Source organism: Pseudomonas fluorescens group sp., from assembly GCF_020093335.1.
GTDB lineage: Bacteria > Pseudomonadota > Gammaproteobacteria > Pseudomonadales > Pseudomonadaceae > Aquipseudomonas > Aquipseudomonas petroselini.
This window is the reverse complement of record NZ_JAIOKW010000028.1, coordinates 51,524-69,649: the sequence shown is the minus strand read 5'-3', so window position 1 is coordinate 69,649 and position 18,126 is coordinate 51,524. Positions and strand designations below refer to the sequence as shown.

The 18,126-nt window shown below is 61.2% G+C and carries 16 protein-coding genes; 6 read left to right on the top strand and 10 right to left on the bottom strand.

Features of this window, described 5'->3' with window-relative positions; translation table 11 throughout:
• Nucleotides 1–61: 61 nt before the first annotated feature.
• The 5 genes from lon (at nucleotide 62) to cmoB (ending at nucleotide 5,599) form a co-directional block, all read left to right on the top strand.
• Nucleotides 62–2,482, top strand: coding sequence for an endopeptidase La (gene lon, locus K7431_RS23055; RefSeq protein WP_012722411.1), 2,421 nt, complete (start codon nucleotides 62–64; stop codon nucleotides 2,480–2,482).
• 208 nt (nucleotides 2,483–2,690) lie between these two features.
• A complete protein-coding gene (locus K7431_RS23050; RefSeq protein ID WP_012722410.1) occupies nucleotides 2,691–3,080 on the top strand; it encodes a protease inhibitor I42 family protein in 390 nt (129 codons plus the stop codon).
• A 1-nt stretch (nucleotide 3,081) separates the two neighbouring features.
• Nucleotides 3,082–3,717, top strand: a complete 636-nt coding sequence (locus K7431_RS23045) for a lysoplasmalogenase (RefSeq protein WP_012722409.1) — start codon at nucleotides 3,082–3,084, stop codon at nucleotides 3,715–3,717.
• A 185-nt stretch (nucleotides 3,718–3,902) separates the two neighbouring features.
• A complete protein-coding gene (gene cmoA / locus K7431_RS23040) occupies nucleotides 3,903–4,646 on the top strand; it encodes a carboxy-S-adenosyl-L-methionine synthase CmoA (protein WP_012722408.1) in 744 nt (247 codons plus the stop codon).
• Nucleotides 4,643–5,599, top strand: a complete 957-nt coding sequence (gene cmoB, locus K7431_RS23035; RefSeq protein WP_012722407.1) for a tRNA 5-methoxyuridine(34)/uridine 5-oxyacetic acid(34) synthase CmoB — start codon at nucleotides 4,643–4,645, stop codon at nucleotides 5,597–5,599. The genes cmoA and cmoB overlap by 4 nt, the downstream gene beginning before the upstream one ends.
• Before the next feature lie 80 nt (nucleotides 5,600–5,679).
• Here the strand turns inward: cmoB and tadA are convergent, their stop codons facing one another.
• The 10 genes from tadA to lptF form a co-directional block, all read right to left on the bottom strand.
• Nucleotides 5,680–6,177, bottom strand: a complete 498-nt coding sequence (tadA, locus tag K7431_RS23030; RefSeq protein WP_043204838.1) for a tRNA adenosine(34) deaminase TadA — start codon at nucleotides 6,175–6,177, stop codon at nucleotides 5,680–5,682.
• Entirely contained in the window at nucleotides 6,177–7,553 is a 1,377-nt protein-coding gene (locus tag K7431_RS23025; protein WP_012722405.1) for a multicopper oxidase family protein, read from the bottom strand. The genes tadA and K7431_RS23025 overlap by 1 nt, the downstream gene beginning before the upstream one ends.
• Before the next feature lie 259 nt (nucleotides 7,554–7,812).
• Nucleotides 7,813–8,556, bottom strand: a complete 744-nt coding sequence (pdxJ, locus tag K7431_RS23020) for a pyridoxine 5'-phosphate synthase (protein ID WP_012722404.1) — start codon at nucleotides 8,554–8,556, stop codon at nucleotides 7,813–7,815.
• 52 nt (nucleotides 8,557–8,608) lie between these two features.
• A complete protein-coding gene (gene recO / locus K7431_RS23015) occupies nucleotides 8,609–9,298 on the bottom strand; it encodes a DNA repair protein RecO (protein WP_012722403.1) in 690 nt (229 codons plus the stop codon).
• Nucleotides 9,299–9,492: 194 nt separating this feature from the next.
• Entirely contained in the window at nucleotides 9,493–10,395 is a 903-nt protein-coding gene (gene era / locus K7431_RS23010) for a GTPase Era (RefSeq protein WP_043204836.1), read from the bottom strand.
• Complete coding sequence (gene rnc, locus K7431_RS23005) at nucleotides 10,388–11,077, bottom strand: ribonuclease III (protein ID WP_012722401.1); 690 nt, start codon at nucleotides 11,075–11,077, stop codon at nucleotides 10,388–10,390. The genes era and rnc overlap by 8 nt, the downstream gene beginning before the upstream one ends.
• Before the next feature lie 146 nt (nucleotides 11,078–11,223).
• On the bottom strand, nucleotides 11,224–12,078 hold the full coding sequence (gene lepB, locus K7431_RS23000) for a signal peptidase I (protein ID WP_012722400.1): 855 nt from the start codon (nucleotides 12,076–12,078) through the stop codon (nucleotides 11,224–11,226).
• Between the two features lie 5 nt (nucleotides 12,079–12,083).
• Nucleotides 12,084–13,883: a translation elongation factor 4 gene (lepA, locus tag K7431_RS22995; protein ID WP_003210439.1), complete on the bottom strand. Its 1,800-nt coding sequence runs from the start codon at nucleotides 13,881–13,883 to the stop codon at nucleotides 12,084–12,086.
• Between the two features lie 151 nt (nucleotides 13,884–14,034).
• Nucleotides 14,035–15,114, bottom strand: a complete 1,080-nt coding sequence (gene lptG, locus K7431_RS22990) for an LPS export ABC transporter permease LptG (protein WP_012722399.1) — start codon at nucleotides 15,112–15,114, stop codon at nucleotides 14,035–14,037.
• Entirely contained in the window at nucleotides 15,107–16,225 is a 1,119-nt protein-coding gene (lptF, locus tag K7431_RS22985; protein ID WP_012722398.1) for an LPS export ABC transporter permease LptF, read from the bottom strand. Before lptF ends, lptG begins: the two co-directional genes overlap by 8 nt.
• Nucleotides 16,226–16,509: 284 nt before the next feature.
• Here lptF and K7431_RS22980 point away from each other — a divergent pair, with 284 nt between their 5' ends.
• A complete protein-coding gene (locus tag K7431_RS22980) occupies nucleotides 16,510–18,000 on the top strand; it encodes a leucyl aminopeptidase (protein WP_012722397.1) in 1,491 nt (496 codons plus the stop codon).
• Nucleotides 18,001–18,126: the final 126 nt, after the last annotated feature.

Genomic DNA, 18,126 nt, shown 5'->3' with positions numbered 1-18,126 from the left:
CCATTGAAACCACCCCTGCCCCGCCCCATCTAAGCACCATACTTCCTTATGCAGGTGCCCCATGAGCGACCAGCAAGATTTCCCTGATTACGACCTCAACGACTACGCCGACCCCGAAAACGCTGAAACCCCTTCGTCCAACACCGGCCTGGCCCTGCCTGGGCAAAACCTGCCGGACAAGGTCTATATCATCCCGATCCACAACCGGCCCTTCTTTCCGGCGCAAGTGCTGCCGGTGATCGTCAATGAAGAGCCGTGGGCCGAGACCCTGGAGCTGGTAAGCAAATCCGACCACCACTCCCTGGCCCTGTTCTTCATGGACACCCCGCCGGAAGATCCGCGCCACTTCGACACCTCCAGCCTGCCGCTGTACGGCACCCTGGTGAAGGTGCACCACGCCAGCCGCGAGAACGGCAAGCTGCAGTTCGTGGCCCAGGGCCTGACCCGCGTGCGCATCAAGACGTGGCTCAAGCACCACCGCCCGCCGTACTTGGTGGAAGTCGAATACCCGCACCAGCCGAGCGAGCCGACCGACGAGGTCAAGGCCTACGGCATGGCGCTGATCAATGCGATCAAGGAACTGCTGCCGCTCAACCCGCTGTACAGCGAAGAGCTGAAGAACTACCTCAACCGCTTCAGCCCCAACGATCCGTCGCCGCTGACCGACTTCGCCGCCGCGTTGACCTCGGCCACCGGTAACGAGTTGCAGGAAGTGCTGGACTGCGTGCCCATGCTCAAGCGCATGGAAAAAGTCCTGCCGATGCTGCGCAAAGAGGTGGAGGTGGCGCGCCTGCAAAAAGAACTCTCCGCCGAAGTGAACCGCAAGATCGGCGAGCACCAGCGCGAGTTTTTCCTCAAGGAACAGCTCAAGGTCATCCAGCAAGAGCTGGGTTTGACCAAGGACGACCGCAGCGCGGATGTCGAACAGTTCGAGCAACGCCTGGAAGGCAAAGTGCTGCCGGCCCAGGCGAAAAAACGCATTGATGAAGAACTGAACAAACTGTCGATCCTCGAAACCGGTTCGCCGGAATACGCGGTGACGCGCAACTACCTCGACTGGGCCACTGCAGTGCCGTGGGGCGTGTACGGCGAGGACAAACTTGACCTCAAACACGCGCGCAAGGTGCTGGATAAACACCACGCGGGGCTGGATGACATCAAGAGTCGCATCCTCGAATTCCTCGCGGTGGGCGCTTATAAAGGCGAAGTCGCCGGTTCCATCGTGCTGCTGGTGGGCCCGCCGGGCGTGGGCAAGACCAGCGTCGGCAAATCCATCGCCGAATCCTTGGGGCGGCCGTTCTACCGGTTCAGTGTGGGTGGCATGCGCGACGAGGCCGAGATCAAGGGCCATCGCCGCACCTACATCGGCGCGCTGCCGGGCAAGCTGGTGCAGGCGCTCAAGGATGTGGAAGTGATGAACCCAGTGATCATGCTCGACGAGATCGACAAGATGGGCCAGAGCTTCCAGGGCGACCCGGCGTCGGCGTTGCTGGAAACCCTCGACCCGGAGCAGAACGTCGAATTCCTCGATCATTACCTGGACCTGCGCCTGGACCTGTCCAAGGTGCTGTTCGTGTGCACCGCCAACACCCTGGACTCCATCCCCGGCCCGCTGCTCGACCGTATGGAAGTGATTCGCCTGTCGGGCTACATCACCGAAGAAAAAGTTGCCATCGCCAAGCGTCACCTGTGGCCGAAACAGCTGGAAAAAGCCGGCGTGTCGAAAAACAGCCTGAGCATCAGCGACGGCGCCCTGCGCGCATTGATCGACGGCTACGCCCGCGAAGCCGGGGTGCGCCAGTTGGAGAAACAGCTGGGCAAACTGGTGCGCAAGGCCGTGGTCAAGCTGCTGGATGAGCCGGACTCGGTGATCAAGATCGGCAACAAGGACCTGGAAAGCTCGCTGGGCATGCCGGTGTTCCGCAATGAGCAAGTGCTGTCCGGCACCGGTGTGATCACCGGCCTGGCCTGGACGAGTATGGGCGGCGCGACGTTGCCGATCGAGGCGACGCGCATCCATACGCTCAATCGCGGCTTCAAGCTCACCGGGCAGTTGGGTGAAGTGATGAAAGAATCCGCCGAAATCGCCTACAGCTACATCAGCTCCAACTTGAAGTCGTTTGGTGGTGATCCGAAGTTCTTCGACGAAGCCTTCGTGCACTTGCACGTGCCGGAAGGTGCCACGCCCAAAGATGGCCCGAGTGCGGGGGTGACCATGGCCAGTGCGCTATTGTCCCTGGCGCGTAACCAGCCGCCGAAAAAAGGCGTGGCCATGACCGGCGAGCTGACGTTGACCGGGCATGTACTGCCGATTGGCGGGGTGCGCGAAAAGGTGATTGCGGCGCGGCGCCAGAAGATTCATGAGCTGATTTTGCCGGAGCCGAATCGCGGTAGCTTCGAGGAGTTGCCGGAGTACCTGAAGGAAGGCATGACCGTGCACTTTGCCAAGCGCTTTGCGGACGTGGCGAAGGTGCTGTTCTAATCACCAGGTAGTGCCCGGCCCTGTAGTGAGCGGGCTTGCCCCGCGCTGGGTGGCGAAGCCGCCCCTGTTAAAACACCGCATTCTTTCAGACAGAACGCGGTGTTTGGTTCAGGGCGGCTTCGCCACCCAGCGCGGGGCAAGCCCGCTCACTACACCGTGCCTCATCTTCAGTTATGCTCGCCCTTCGTCGTGAATCAACGGAGCCCCCATGACCGCAGCCCGCCTGCTTCTCCCCTTGAGCCTTGCCCTGCTGGCCGCCTGCGCCAGTGCCCCCAAGCAAAACGTCAGCGTGGACAACCAAAGCGCCTGCCCGCTTCAGCTTAAAACCGGGCAAAACCTGATTCTCACCCTGCCCAGCAACCCCACCACCGGTTACCGCTGGGCCATCCAGGACTCCGCCGGCGGTGTGCTGCGTGCGTTGAGCCCCGAGGTCTACAGCAGCACGGAATCCGGCGTGATCGGCGGCGGCGGCCAGTCCACCTGGCGCTTCCAGGCCTTCGCGGCCGGCCAGGGCCGTTTGCGCCTGACCTCCCAGCAACCCTGGGAACCGGAAGCCGAACCCGTCGAAACCTTTGACTGCGCCGTCACGGTGAACTGATATGCCATGGCTGATTCTTGCGCTGATGGGCGCCGGCACCTTTATCTACGGCTTGACCACCCATGCGGCGTTGCTGTGCCTGCTGGTCAAGCCGCTGCCGGTACTGGCGCTGCTGGGCTGGCTGCATGATGCACCGCCCACCGACTATCGACGCTGGATCAGCCTGGGGCTGATTTTCTCCCTGATCGGCGATGTGCTGCTCGCCTGGCCGGGCGACCTGTTTATCTTTGGCCTCGGTGCGTTCCTGTTTGCGCACCTGGCCTATCTGAAAGCCTATTACAGCGACTGTCGGCGTTTGGCACTGCTGCCGTTGGTGCTCGCGCTGGCCGTGGGCGCGGTGCTGCTGAGCATTTTGATTTCCCACGGGCTTGGCGATTTGCTGATACCGGTGGTGGTTTATGCGCTGGTGATCAGCGCCATGCTCTGGCGCGCACTGGCGCGATTGGGCAGTGATGTGCCGAAACGCTCGGCACTGCTGGCGGCGGCGGGTGCGGGGTCGTTTGTGTTTTCCGACACGCTGATCGGTATCAATCGGTTTGTGGTGGCGTTCGAGGCGGCGCCGTATTTGCTGATCGTCACTTACTGGCTGGGACAGTGGGGCATCACTGCATCAGCATTTATTCGGAGGCAGCGCTGACCTTAATAGTTTGGGGCTGCTGCGCAGCCCAGCGCGGGGCAAGCCCGCTCACCACAGCAAGCCCGCTTACCACAGCAGGCCCGCCCATCACAGTAAGCCTGCTGACCACAAATCAGACAACGCGCGCATCCGAGGGCCAACTTGGCTAAAATGCCGGCCTTTCCCCCTTCGTTGCCGGAACAACCGTGAGCAAAGAACCCGATCGCCTATTCGCCCAGCCCCTGCCCCAGGTGCCGGACTTCGCCTTCAACGAAGACGTGGTGCGGGTGTTCCCGGACATGATCAAGCGCTCGGTGCCGGGTTACCCGACCATCGTCGAGAACCTCGGTGTGCTCGCGGCACAGTTTGCCCAGCCCCATAGCGTGCTGTATGACCTGGGCTCGTCGCTCGGCGCGGTGACCCAGGCCTTGCGTCGCCATGTGCGCACCGACGGTTGTCGGGTGATTGCAGTGGATAACTCGGCGGCGATGGTCGAGCGCTGCCGCGAATACCTCAATGGCCAGGACTCGATGTTCCAGGAGTTGCTGCCGGTTGAGGTGATCGAGGGCGATATCCTCGCGCTGCAATTTGCGCCGGCTTCGGTGGTGGCGCTGAATTTCACCCTGCAGTTCATTGCTCCCGATGAACGCCTGGCCTTGCTCTCGCGCATCCGCCAATCGCTGTTGCCGGGCGGTGCGTTGATTCTTTCGGAGAAGCTGCGTTTCAACGATCCTGAAGAACACGCGCTGCTCACCGACCTGCACATCGCGTTCAAACGCGCCAACGGCTACAGCGAACTGGAAATCGCCCAGAAGCGCAGCGCCATCGAAAACGTCATGAAGCCCGACAGCCTCGAAGAACACCGCGAACGCCTGCTGGCGGCGGGTTTCTCGACAGTCGTGCCGTGGTTCCAGTGTCTTAACTTTGCCTCGTTGATTGCCTTGCCATGATTGATCTGTCCCCCCTCGCCCGTCATTTGGTCGGCACTCCCCTGGCCGTGTGGGCCCAAGGCCTGCAAGCGCAACTCGATAGCAAGATGGAAAAGGGTCATGGCGACCTGGACCGTTGGCAGAGTGCGTTGGATGCACTGCCGAACATCCAACCCAGCGAAGTCGATTTGCTCAACGACCTGGCGCTGGACACCGACTGCGACGACGCCACCCGCGCGCAAATGCGCACGGCACTGATGGGGCTTTGCCCGTGGCGCAAGGGGCCGTTCCACCTGTTCGGCGTCCATGTGGACACCGAATGGCGCTCGGATTGGAAATGGTCACGGGTCGCGCCGCACCTGGACCTCAAAGGCAAACGCATCCTGGATGTAGGCTGCGGCAACGGCTATTACATGTGGCGCATGCTCGGCGCCGGTGCCGACAGTGTGATTGGCGTGGACCCGAATTGGCTGTTCTTCTGCCAGTTCCAGGCGGTGCAGCGCTACCTGTCCGAGCCCAAGGCTTGGCACCTGCCGTTCCCATTTGAAGATTTGCCAGCGAACCTGGAAGGCTTTGACACGGTATTTTCGATGGGTGTTTTCTACCACCGCCGTTCGCCGATCGAGCATTTGCTGGCGCTGAAGGACACCCTGGTCAAGGGCGGCGAGCTAGTGCTGGAAACATTGGTGGTCGAGGGCGATCAGCAGCAAGTGCTGGTGCCGGAAGATCGCTACGCACAGATGCGTAACGTGTGGTTCCTGCCTTCGGTGCCGGCGTTGATGCTGTGGCTACGCCGTGCCGGGTTCAGTGACGTGCGTTGCGTGGATGTGAGCGTGACCACCGTGGAGGAACAGCGCGGCACGGAGTGGATGAAGTATCAGTCGTTAAGTGACTTCCTCGATCCGGAGGATCACAGCAAGACCCTTGAAGGGCTGCCGGCGCCGATGCGGGCGGTGATCATCGCCAAGAAATAACCCCCCGATCCCCCTTGAATAAAGGGAGATCACAATGTGGGAGGGGGCTTGCTCCCCCTACATTGGCTATACGGTGTTGGCTAGGCCTGAGGCTTGGCGCGTCTGGCCCTGAAGAACTCACTCAGCACCGTCCCACACTCCTGCGCCAACACCCCACCTTCAAACACCACCCGATGATTCAAAAAGCCCTGGGTAAAAAACTGCCCCTGGCTCTGCACAATCCCGGCCTTAGGCTCCAGCGCGCCGTACACCACCCGCGCAATCCGTGAGTGCACGATCAAACCGGCGCACATGCTGCACGGTTCCAACGTCACATACAGCGTACTGCCCACCAGGCGGTAGTTGCTGATGGCTTGCGCAGCGGCGCGGATAGCGACCATTTCGGCATGGGCGCTGGGGTCGTTGCCGCTGATCGGGCAGTTGAAGCCACGGCCGATGATTTCACCGTCCTGCACCAGTACCGCGCCCACGGGCACTTCACCCAACGCGGCACCTTGGGCGGCGAGCACCAGGGCCTCGCGCATGAAGTCCTGGTCGCGACTGCGGTCGATGATCGCCGTAGGGCGAAACTGGCGCATCACGCCACCTCGATGGCGGCCATCAGGCCGGTTTCCATGTGGTCGATCACATGGCAGTGGAACATCCACACCCCTGGGTTATCCGCCACCAACGCCACGCGTGCGCGTTCGTTCTTGCCCAGCAGGTAAGTGTCGGTGAAGTACGGGATCACCTTGTGGCGGTTCGAAGCGATCACCTTGAAACTCATGCCGTGCAGGTGGATCGGGTGCTGGTACTGGGTCATGTTTTTCAATTCGAAGATGTAGCTCTTGCCCTTCTCAAGCCTGGCAATCGGGCGGTCGGCGCAGGTCTTGTCGGTGATGTCCCAGGCCTTGCCGTTGATCTGCCACAGGCTCGGCGGCTTGCCGTCATCCACCGACACCGAACCCACCCACTCGAAATGGAAGTTGAGTTTCTCGGCATTGGCCAGGTCCGGCTCGCTGATCGGGTTGGCGGGCAATGCCGGTGGCCAGTCGGTCGGCGCGTCGGTATTGACCACCGAACGGAAGGTGCCCAGGCGCACCGGGCCGTTGCGGATCGACAGCTCTTCGCCGGCCGGCGGTGCCTTGATCGCCAGGCAGATACGCATGCCCGGGCCCAGCCAATATTCCTTGCCCAACGGGCGAGGTTCGATGGGGTTGCCATCCAGCGCATAGATCTGCGCTTCAACGTCCGGGATGTTGAGGCGATAGGTCAAGGTGTTGTCGAGGTTGAGCAGACGCACGCGCGTAATCTGCCCGGCGGGGAGATCGATCACCGCCTGGGACACGCCATTGATCGTCGACAAGCGCCCGGCGGTGCCGCCACGCGCCGCTTCACGGGGAACGCTGAACGCCACGAAAGCGCCCTCTTCGTCCACATGCCAGCTTTTCAGGCTGAGGGTGCGCTCGTGCTTGAAACCGGTAGGTTCGCGCTCCTCGATGATCAGCGGGCCGACCAGGCCGCGGCCAAGTTCTTCGCTGCTGTTCACATGCGGGTGATACCAGTAGCTGCCGGCGTCGGGCACGCGGAATTTGTAGTCGAAGTATTCGCCGGGCAGCACCGGCAATTGCGAGACGTAGGGCACGCCGTCCATTTCCAGCGGCAGGCGGATGCCATGCCAGTGAATGGTGGTGGCGACCGGCAGGTGGTTGATAAACCGTACGCGCAGCCATTCGCCCTGGCGCACGCGCAATTCGGTGCCCGGCGCCGACGGGCCGAACGCCCAGGCTTCGGTCTTGTGCCCCGGCACCAGTTCCACATTCAGCGGTGCCGCAATCAGTTCGTAATCGTGTCCCGCCTCGGCCTCGGCGACTTTCCCCAGCCAGTAGCGATAGGCGCCACCGGCCCCCACCCCCACTACGGCCAGGCCTGCAAGACCACCCAGGATTTGTCGACGAGAAAAGGATCGGGACACAACAACCTCACGTATCTGCCGCAGGCTCGGGGCCTGCAAAGGGCAGATACGATACACCTGCACTGGCTAAACAGTAAGGCTTCGCATTGCCGCATGGCTGATTTCAAAGGGGTTGGCTGGATGACGACAACTTTGGATGCACCGAAAATCACTGTGGGAGGGGGCTTGCCCCCGATTGCAGTGGGTCAGCTACAGATAGGCTGACTGACACACCGCTATCGGGGGCAAGCCCCCTCCCACATTGGATTTTCGGCGTTTTTTAAGCCTTGGCAGCAGCCAGGATCAGCGCCTTCATCTCGGCCACGGCGCCTTTGAAGCCGACGAACAGCGCGTGCGCGACCAGTGCATGGCCGATGTTCAGCTCGTTGATGCCCTTGATCGCGGCCACGGCTTCGACGTTGTGGTAGTGCAGGCCATGGCCGGCGTTGACGATCAGGCCTTCGTTGAGGCCGCAGTTCACACCGTCGATGATGCGCTGCAGCTCGTCAGCCACTTCGGTGGGCGTGGTGGCGTCGGCGTAACGGCCGGTGTGCAGTTCGATGGCGGGGGCACCGACACGGCGCGAGGCTTCGATCTGGCGCTCGTCGGCGTCGATGAACAGCGACACTTCACTGCCGATCTTCGACAGGCGCTCTACCGCCGCCTTGATTCGCGCTTCCTGGCCAGCCACATCCAGGCCGCCTTCGGTGGTCAGTTCCTGGCGGGTTTCCGGGACCAGGCAGATGTGCGCCGGGCGGATGCGCTCGGCGAAGGCCATCATTTCTTCGGTGACGCCCATTTCGAAGTTCATGCGCGTTTGCAGCACATCCTTGAGCAACAGCACGTCGCGTTCCTGGATGTGGCGGCGGTCTTCGCGCAGGTGCACGGTGATGCCGTCGGCGCCCGCTTCTTCGGCGTCCAGCGCGGCCTTGACCGGGTCAGGGTAACGGGTGCCCCGGGCCTGACGCAGGGTAGCGACGTGGTCGATATTGACGCCAAGAAGAATGCGATTGCTGGTGCTCACGGAAGCGCTCCTGAAAAGGGGAAAGAAACGCTGCACAGCATACACGGGGATGTCAGGGCTTTCGAAACAACTCGCGACTGACCAGCGGCCGTCCGCCCAAGTGCACGGCCAGGGCCTGGCGCATCAGGCGCTTGGCGGCGGACAAGGCGCCGGGGGCAGTCCAGTCGGCTTCGCTCATGGCCAACAGCTCGGTGCCCTGGAACAAGCCGGGTTGCAGCAGGTACACACGCTCCAGACCCGCGTCGACTTGCAGTCGGTACATGCCGTCGGCAGCGATGGGGTCGCCGTGCAGGTCGTTGTTTAATTCAAAGCCATAGCCCAGGTCGTCGAGCAGGCGCCATTCAAACGCGCGCAGCAACGGTTCCAGGGGCCGGCCTTCGGCCAAGGCGATCAGGGTGGCGGCGTAGTGATCGAAGACCGCCGGGTGCGGGTCTTCCGCGGGAAGCAGACGGATCAGCAACTCATTGAGGTAGAGGCCACTGAACAGGGCCTCGCCATTCAGCCAGGCGGAGGTACCAACGCTTTCCAGGCGGCCGACGTTTTTGAGCTCGCCCTTGCCGCGAAACTCCACGTCCAGGGCCACGAACGGCCGGGCCAACGTGCCCGCCTTGCCCCGTGCACTGCGCAAGACTGCGCGCAAGCGGCCTTGTGGCGTGAGGAAATCCACCAGGGCGCTGGTCTCGCGGTAGGCGCGGCTGTGCAGGACATAGGCGAGTTGGCTGGGGGGTGGGGATTGGGACATGAGACGGGGAATCTCTGAAGAGGGAAAGCGCCTTTGTGGCGAGGGAGCTTGCTCCCGCTGGGCTGCGAAGCAGCCCCTGTATCAGCCACCGAGCTTTATCAGTAAAACCTCGGTGGCATTTTTGGGGCCGCTTCGCGGCCCAGCGGGAGCAAGCTCCCTCGCCACAACAAGCCCGCCCATCATCGTGCGGTGTTTTACAAGTCGCCGTAGCCCAAGGAGCGCAATGCACGCTCATCATCGGACCAGCCACCCTTAACCTTCACCCACAGGTTGAGCATGATCTTGGAATCGAAGAGCAATTCCATGTCCTTGCGCGCTTCGGTGCCGATGCGCTTGATGCGCTCACCCTTGTCGCCAATGATGATTTTCTTCTGGCCGTCACGTTCGACGAGGATCAGCGCATGGATGTGCAAGGTCTTGCCCTGCTGCTTGAACTCTTCGATTTCGACGGTGATCTGGTACGGCAGCTCGGCGCCCATCTGGCGCATGATTTTCTCGCGCACCAGTTCGGCGGCAAGGAAACGGCTGCTGCGGTCGGTGATCTGGTCTTCCGGGAAGAAGTGTTCGTTCTCCGGCAGGTAGCCGGCAATCACGCGTTCCAGGGCTTCGAGGTTGTGACCGTGCTGGGCCGAGATCGGCATGATCTGGGCGTTCGGCAGTTGTTCCTGCAGCCAGGTCAGGTGCGGCATCAGCTCGGCTTTGTCTTCGATGCGGTCGGTCTTGTTCAGCGCGACGATCAGCGGGCCGGTGACGTACTGCACACGCTCGAGGACCATCTGGTCTTCGTCGGTCCACTTGGTGCGATCGACCACGAAGATCACCACGTCGACGTCTTTCAACGCCGCCGAAGCGGTCTTGTTCATGTAGCGGTTAAGGGCTTTCTCGCCGCCTTTGTGCATGCCCGGGGTATCGACGTAGACCGCTTGCACGGTGCCTTCGGTCTTGATGCCCAGCATGTTGTGGCGGGTGGTCTGCGGCTTGCGCGAGGTGATCGCAAGCTTCTGGCCGAGGATGTGGTTGAGCAGCGTGGACTTGCCCACGTTGGGGCGGCCAACAATGGCAACATAGCCACAGCGTGTTGCGGTTGAATCAGTCATGGCCATTCTCCACGCCCAGGGCAATCAGTGCTGCAGCGGCCGCTACCTGTTCGGCAATACGACGGCTCACACCCTGACCTCGGCTTTTTTCGTTCAGTAAGGTGATTTCACATTCCACGAAGAATACGCGGCAATGGGGCTCACCCTGGATATCCACCACTTCGTAGCGTGGCAGTTCGCAACCGCGGGACTGCAGGAATTCCTGCAGGCGGGTCTTGGGATCTTTGTTGGTGTCGACCAGAGTGAGACTCTCGATCTCGGAAGTCAGCCACGCAGTGACGCGCTCCTTGGCCGCTTCCATGCCTGCATCGAGGTAGATCGCACCGATCAACGCCTCGAGGGCATCGGCCAGGATCGATTCACGCCGGAAACCGCCGCTCTTCAACTCACCGGAACCCAGCCGCAGGTATTCGCCCAGGCCAAAGCCACGGGCCAGCACGGCAAGGGTCTCGCCCTTCACCAGGCGTGCGCGCAGGCGCGACAGCTGGCCTTCACGGGCTTGGGGGAAGCGCTCGAACAGCGCTTCACCGGCGACGAAATTGAGGATGGCATCACCGAGGAATTCCAGGCGCTCGTTGTTGCGCCCTGCAAAGCTGCGGTGTGTGAGGGCAAGGACCATCAATTCCTGGTCCTTGAAGGTGTAGCCGAGCTGGCGCTCGAGACGTGCTAGAGAAACGGTCACGGTTTATCCATATCTAGTTGGTGGCACCGGCGGCCATCGACGATTGACGCAGTGTTCAAATTCAAATCCTGGTTGGTGCTGCATGAGGCCGGAAATGTCCGAGCCCCAGAAAAGCAGTCGGCGCTGTGTTCACAGCGCCGCTTGTATTACTTGATCAGCCCGACTCGCGAGAAGTTCGGCAGGTGGCTGAGTTTGGGTTCCGGCCAGCTCATCCAGACCGCAAAGGCCTTGCCGACGATATTCTGGTCGGGAACCATGCCCAGCAGGTCCTTGGGAATATTGGGATCATCCCAGTAGCGGCTGTCATTGGAGTTGTCACGGTTATCGCCCATCATGAAGTAGTGCCCGGCCGGCACTTTCCATTCACCATCAGGCGTCGCGCGGTAGCGGCTCATTTCCTTGCGGATTTCGTGCTCGACCGCACCGAGTTTTTCCTGGTACAGCTCGGCGCTGCCCAGGCTGTTCGGTTCGGAACCGATCAATTTCTCGGCCACCGATTCACCGTTGATGAACAGGCGTTTGTCGCTGGTGTAGCGAATCACGTCGCCCGGCAGGCCGACCACACGCTTGATGTAGTTGACGTTCGGGTCGCTCGGGTAACGGAACACCATCACATCGCCGCGCTGCGGGTCACCGACTTCGATGACCTTCTTGTCGATCACCGGCAAGCGGATCCCATAGGAAAACTTGTTCACCAGGATGAAGTCGCCCACGTCCAGGGTCGGTTTCATCGAGCCCGACGGGATCTGAAACGGCTCCACCAGGAACGAGCGCAGCACCAGCACGATGAACAACACCGGGAAGAACGACTTGCCGTATTCAACCAGCAAAGGCTCTTTGTTCAGCTTCTCGATGACCACGCCATCGGGCTGGCTGACGCTGCCCTGATAGGACGCGATAGCCGCCCGACGACGCGGGGCGAAGAAGACCAGATCGAGCAATGCCAACAGACCGCAAACGGCAACGGCGATGACCAGCAACAGCGGGAAATTTAGCGACATAGGACCTAACTATCCAACCTGAGCACCGCAAGGAAGGCTTCTTGTGGAATTTCCACGTTACCCACTTGCTTCATGCGTTTTTTACCGGCCTTTTGCTTTTCAAGCAGCTTGCGCTTACGGCTTACGTCACCGCCGTAGCATTTGGCCAGCACGTTCTTTCTGAGGGCCTTGACCGAGGTCCGCGCAATGATCTGCCCGCCGATGGCGGCCTGGATCGCAACGTCGAACATCTGGCGCGGGATCAGTTCTTTCATCTTCTCGGTCAACTGGCGACCTTTGTAGTGCGCGTTGTCCTTGTGCACGATCAGTGCCAGGGCATCGACCTTGTCGCCGTTAATCAACACATCCAGTTTCACCAGATTAGCCGATTGGTACCGGTCGAAATGGTAGTCCAGCGAAGCATAGCCGCGGCTGGTGGATTTGAGACGGTCAAAGAAGTCCAGGACCACTTCGTTCATCGGCAAATCGTAGGTCACTTGCACCTGGGTACCGAGGAACAGCATGTCGTGCTGTACGCCACGCTTTTCAATACACAGGGTAATGACGTTGCCCAGGTGTTCCTGCGGCACAAGAATATTGGCGCGCACGATCGGTTCGCGCATGTCTTCGATGGAAGACAGGTCTGGAAGCTTGGACGGGTTGTCGACGTAAATCGTTTCACCGGTTTTCAGCGCCAGCTCAAAAATAACCGTCGGCGCGGTGGTGATCAGGTCCAGGTCGTACTCGCGCTCAAGACGCTCCTGGATGATCTCCATGTGCAGCATGCCGAGGAAGCCGCAACGGAAGCCGAAGCCCAGGGCGTCGGAGCTTTCCGGGGTGTACTGCAAAGACGAGTCGTTGAGGGTGAGCTTTTGCAGGGCTTCGCGGAAATCTTCGAAGTCGTCGGAGCTGACCGGAAACAGGCCGGCGTAGACCTGCGGCTGGATGCGTTTGAAGCCCGGCAGCACGTCGACGTCAGGGGTGGAACTCAAGGTCAGGGTGTCACCGACCGGCGCACCGTGAATGTCCTTGATACCGGCGATGATGAAGCCTACTTCACCGGCTTTCAGATCAGTGGTAGCCGTGTGCTTCGGGTTGAACACACCGACGCTGTCCACCAAGTGGATCTTGCCGGTGGACTTGACCAGGATCTTGTCGCCTTTTTTCACACGGCCATGGCGCACGCGTACCAGGGAAACAACGCCCAGGTAGTTGTCGAACCAGGAGTCGATGATCAACGCTTGCAGCGGATCTTCGTAGTTGCCGGTGGGGGCGGGAATGGTCTTGACCAGGCGCTCGAGCACTTCGTCGACGCCCAGGCCGGTCTTGGCGCTGCACTCGACGGCGTCGGTGGCGTCAATGCCGATGATTTTTTCGATTTCTTCTTTGACGCGGTCCGGATCGGCCTGTGGCAGGTCGATCTTGTTCAGCACCGGCATCACTTCCAGGCCTTGCTCGATGGCGGTGTAGCAGTTGGCCACGGACTGGGCTTCAACGCCCTGGCCCGCGTCCACCACCAGCAACGCACCTTCGCAGGCCGCCAGGGAACGGCTGACTTCATAGGTGAAGTCGACGTGGCCCGGGGTGTCAATGAAGTTCAGTTGGTACTTGATACCGTCTTTGGCGGTGTAGTACAGGGTCACGCTGTGGGCCTTGATGGTGATCCCGCGCTCGCGTTCGAGGTCCATGGAATCCAGTACCTGGGCTTCCATTTCACGCTCGGCAAGGCCGCCGCACATCTGGATGAATCGATCGGCCAGCGTCGACTTACCATGGTCAATGTGGGCGATGATGGAGAAATTGCGGATATGACTCAAATCACTCACGGATCAACACTCAAAAAGGCTGCAGGCAGATTGCCCGCTGAAAAATAGCCGGGAATTGTACCTGATGCTCAGGCCAGGCGTCATCTTTGCTGACCAGAACAAAAATGCCCCGATCTCTCGACCGGGGCATTTTTTGTTCATAAGCGCGCGGCTAGCCCGCCCGGCGCAGCAGCCAGAACCCGGCCAGGGCGCAGATAGCGGTCGGCACCAACACCGCAAACAGCGGCGAGAAACCAAACACCAGGCTCGACGGGCCCAGCAGGTCCTGGGCGATGCGGAAGGTGAAGCCCACCAGCACGCCGGTAAACACGCGTTGACCCAGGGTTACCGAACGCAACGGGCCGAAGATGAACGAAATCGCCATCAGCACCAGCGCCGCAGTGACCACCGGTTGCAACACCTTGACCCAAAATGCCAGCCAGTAGCGGCCGTTGTTCAGGCCCTGGTCCTTGAGGTAGTGGATATAGCTCCACAGCCCCGAGATCGGCAGGCTTTCCGGGATCATCACCACGGTATTCAAGAGTTCCGGCTTGAGGGCGATATCCCACTCTTCGCTCGGCACGTTGATCACTTCGGTACGGGCGTTGGTGCCTTGGCCAATATTGCGGAAGTACGTGGTGGTGACGTCGCTCAGTTGCCATTTTTCGCCACTGTATTGCGCACGTTTGGCGAAGCTCGACTCCAGCAAGTGACGTTCTTTGTCAAAGGTGTAGCGCGTCACACCAATCAACAGGCCGCCTGGCTGCACGGCGTTGATGTGGATGAACTCTTCACCCTGGCGGTGCCACAGGCCGTGCTTGGAACTTTGCGCATCGCCCGACCCCTGCGCCAGGGCGCGGTTGGCCTGGGCGGTGGTTTCGGCCGGTGGCGCCACGTATTCGCCGATCAGCACGCTGCAGGCCATCAGCAGCAGCATGGGTTTCATCACGGCCCAGACGATACGCCCAATGGACACGCCGGCGGCGCGCATGATGGTCAGTTCACTGCTACTGGCCAGGCTACCCAGGCCGATCAGGCAACCGATCAGCGCGGCCATCGGCATCATGTCGTAGAGACGGCGCGGCGCGGTAAGGGCCACGTAGCTCAGCACATCCCACACCGTGTAGGTGTCGCTGACGTTGCCGACTTCATCGATGAAGGCGAACAACGAGGCCAAGCCCAGGATGATGCCCAGTACCGCCAGGATGGCGATCAGTACGCTGCTACCAATGTAGCGATCGAGCTTAGCCACGAGCCAACTCCTTCTGGCCACGACGGCTCTTCATTTTCAAACGTATAGGTTCCCAATAAAGCAGCCCCAGGCCGATTGCCAGGAAGATCCCGTGCACCCACCACAAGCCCAGGGTCGGCGACAGCTTGCCTTTCTCTACCGCCCCATGGGCAGAGATCAGCATCGTCAGATAAGCCATGTACAACAGGATCGCGGGCAACAGCTTGAGGAAACGGCCTTGGCGCGGGTTGACACGGGCCAACGGAACAGCCATCAAGGTCACGATAAACACCAACAGAGGCAAGGATAAGCGCCACTGCAACTGGGCGATAGAACGCAGTTCGTTGCTGCCGAACAGGTCCATCGTCGGAATGGCATCGCGGTCGGTGACTTCATCGCTGATGTCCGGGCGAGCCAGCATCACGCCATAGGTGTCGTACTTGATCGCGCGATAATCCGCCATGCCTGGGCTGCCATCGTAACGATAGCCATTTTCCAGGATCAGGTAGCGGCTGCCGTCAGGACGCACTTCCTGGCGACCTGAATCAGCCACCAGCACGGAAATACCACGGTCTTTCTTGTCTTGGCCCAGACGCTTCTCGGAGATGAACACACCGCCCAGGTTGGCGCGGTCGTCGGTCAGCGTTTCGGTGTAGGTCACCCGTGAACCGTCATTGAGTGCCTGGAAGCGGCCGGGTTCGAGGGTGTCGAACTCAGTCATCGCGTCCTGTTTGTTCAGCACCAACTGGAACTGCATGGCGCCCTGAGGGGCCAGGCTCAGGCTCAGCCAGGCCACGATCAGCGCGACGCCGGCGGCCGGGATCATGGTCATGCCCAGCAGACGCTGCTGGCTCATGCCGGTGGCCGAGAGCACGGTCATCTCGCTTTCGAGGTACAGCCGGCCGTAGGCCAGCAGGATCCCGAGGAACAGACCCAACGGCAGGATCAGCTGCAGGAAACCCGGCAGGCGAAAGCCCATGATCAGGAACAGCGAGCCCGGATCGAGGGCGCCGGAGGCAGCCTGGGCCAGGTATTTGACGAAACGACCACTCATGATGATGACCAGCAATACCGCACTCACGGCACTCAGGGTCAACAGGACTTCGCGGGACAGATAACGGAAGACGATCAAACCAGACACTCCAGGGTTGTCAGGCTAAGGCGGCCAAACAAGCAAGCATACCGAGTCAGCCCATTGACACAGGGCCGGCTAAAAAGATGGCGCATTATCCTGTGATTGACCGCGCCTGTCACTGCGCAACCTCATGCACATGCACAAAGCAGGTGGCAAGGGTTGTCAGGCTCCGTCGGCGAGGTTCAAACTGCGGCCTTTGTCACCGGCGGTTTACACAGCTGCCTGGTATTAAAGCCGGAGTACAGACTCTTGGCTAACAGACCTTTATAAGGGACCCGAAAATGGAATTGGTTGTAAAAAGCGTTAGCCCCGAAACGTTGAAAACCGCCACCCTCGTGGTCGCCATCGGCGAAGGCCGCAAGCTCGGCGTTGCCGCCAAGCAACTCGACGAACTCAGCGGCGGCGCCATCAGCGCGGTGCTCAAGCGCGGCGACCTGGCCGGCAAAGTCGGCCAGAGCCTGCTGCTGCAAAGCCTGCCCAACCTCAAGGCCGAGCGCGTGTTGCTGGTCGGCGTGGGCAAAGAGGCCGAACTGGGCGACCGCCCGTTCCGCAAGATCATCAGCGGCATCCTCACGACCCTCAAGGGCCTGGGCGGCAGCGATGCGACGCTGGCCCTCGATGAAATCGTTGTAAAAGGCCGTGACAGCTACGGCAAGACCCGACTGCTGGCTGAAACCCTGGTGGACGGCGGCTATATTTTCGACGAGTTCAAGAGCCAGAAAGCCGAACCGCGTGCGCTGAAGAAAATCACCCTGCTGACCATCAAGGCTGCCCAGGCTGAAGTCGAGCGCGCCGTGACCCACGCGCAGGCCATCGCCAACGGCATGTCCTTTACCCGCGACCTGGGCAACCTGCCACCGAACATCTGCCACCCGACGTTCCTGGGCGAACAGGCCAAGGCGCTGGGCAAAGAGTTCAAGGGCTTGAAAGTCGAAGTGCTGGACGAGAAGAAGATCAAGGAACTGGGCATGGGCTCGTTCTATGCCGTGGGCCAAGGCAGCGACCAGCCGCCACGCCTGATCGTGATGCAATACAACGGCGGTAAGAAGTCCGAGAAGCCTTACGCCCTGGTCGGCAAAGGCATCACCTTCGACACCGGCGGCATCAGCCTCAAGCCGGGCCTGGGCATGGACGAAATGAAGTACGACATGGGCGGCGCCGCCAGCGTGTTCGGCACCCTGCGCGCCGTGCTGGAACTCAAGCTGCCGATCAACCTGGTGTGCATCCTGGCCTGCGCCGAGAACATGCCGAGCGGCGGCGCGACCCGTCCAGGCGATATCGTCACCACCCTGAGCGGCCAGACCGTCGAAATCCTCAACACCGACGCCGAAGGCCGCCTGGTGCTGTGCGATGCCCTGACCTACGCCGAGCGCTTCAAGCCGCAGGCCGTGATCGACATCGCCACCCTGACCGGTGCCTGCATCGTCGCCCTGGGCTCCCACACGTCGGGCCTGCTGGGTAACAGCGATGAGCTGATCGAGCAACTGCTCAGCGCCGGCAAGGCCGCCGACGACCGCGCCTGGCAACTGCCGCTGTTCGATGAGTACCAGGAACAGCTGGACAGCCCGTTCGCCGACATCGCCAACATCGGTGGCCCGAAAGCCGGCACCATCACCGCTGCCTGCTTCCTGTCGCGCTTTGCCAAGAACTTCAACTGGGCGCACCTGGACATCGCCGGCACGGCCTGGACCAGCGGCGGCAAGGACAAGGGCGCCACCGGCCGCCCGGTGCCCCTGCTGACCCAATACCTGCTGGATCGCGCCAAGGCCTAACCCGGTCGGAGCGGGCTTGATGTGGCGAGGGCGCTTGCTCCCGCTGGACTGCGCAGCAGTCCCCAGCTTTTTGGGGGCGCTTCGCCCCCCAGCGCAAGCACGCTTGCTCGCCACAACAAGCTGCCT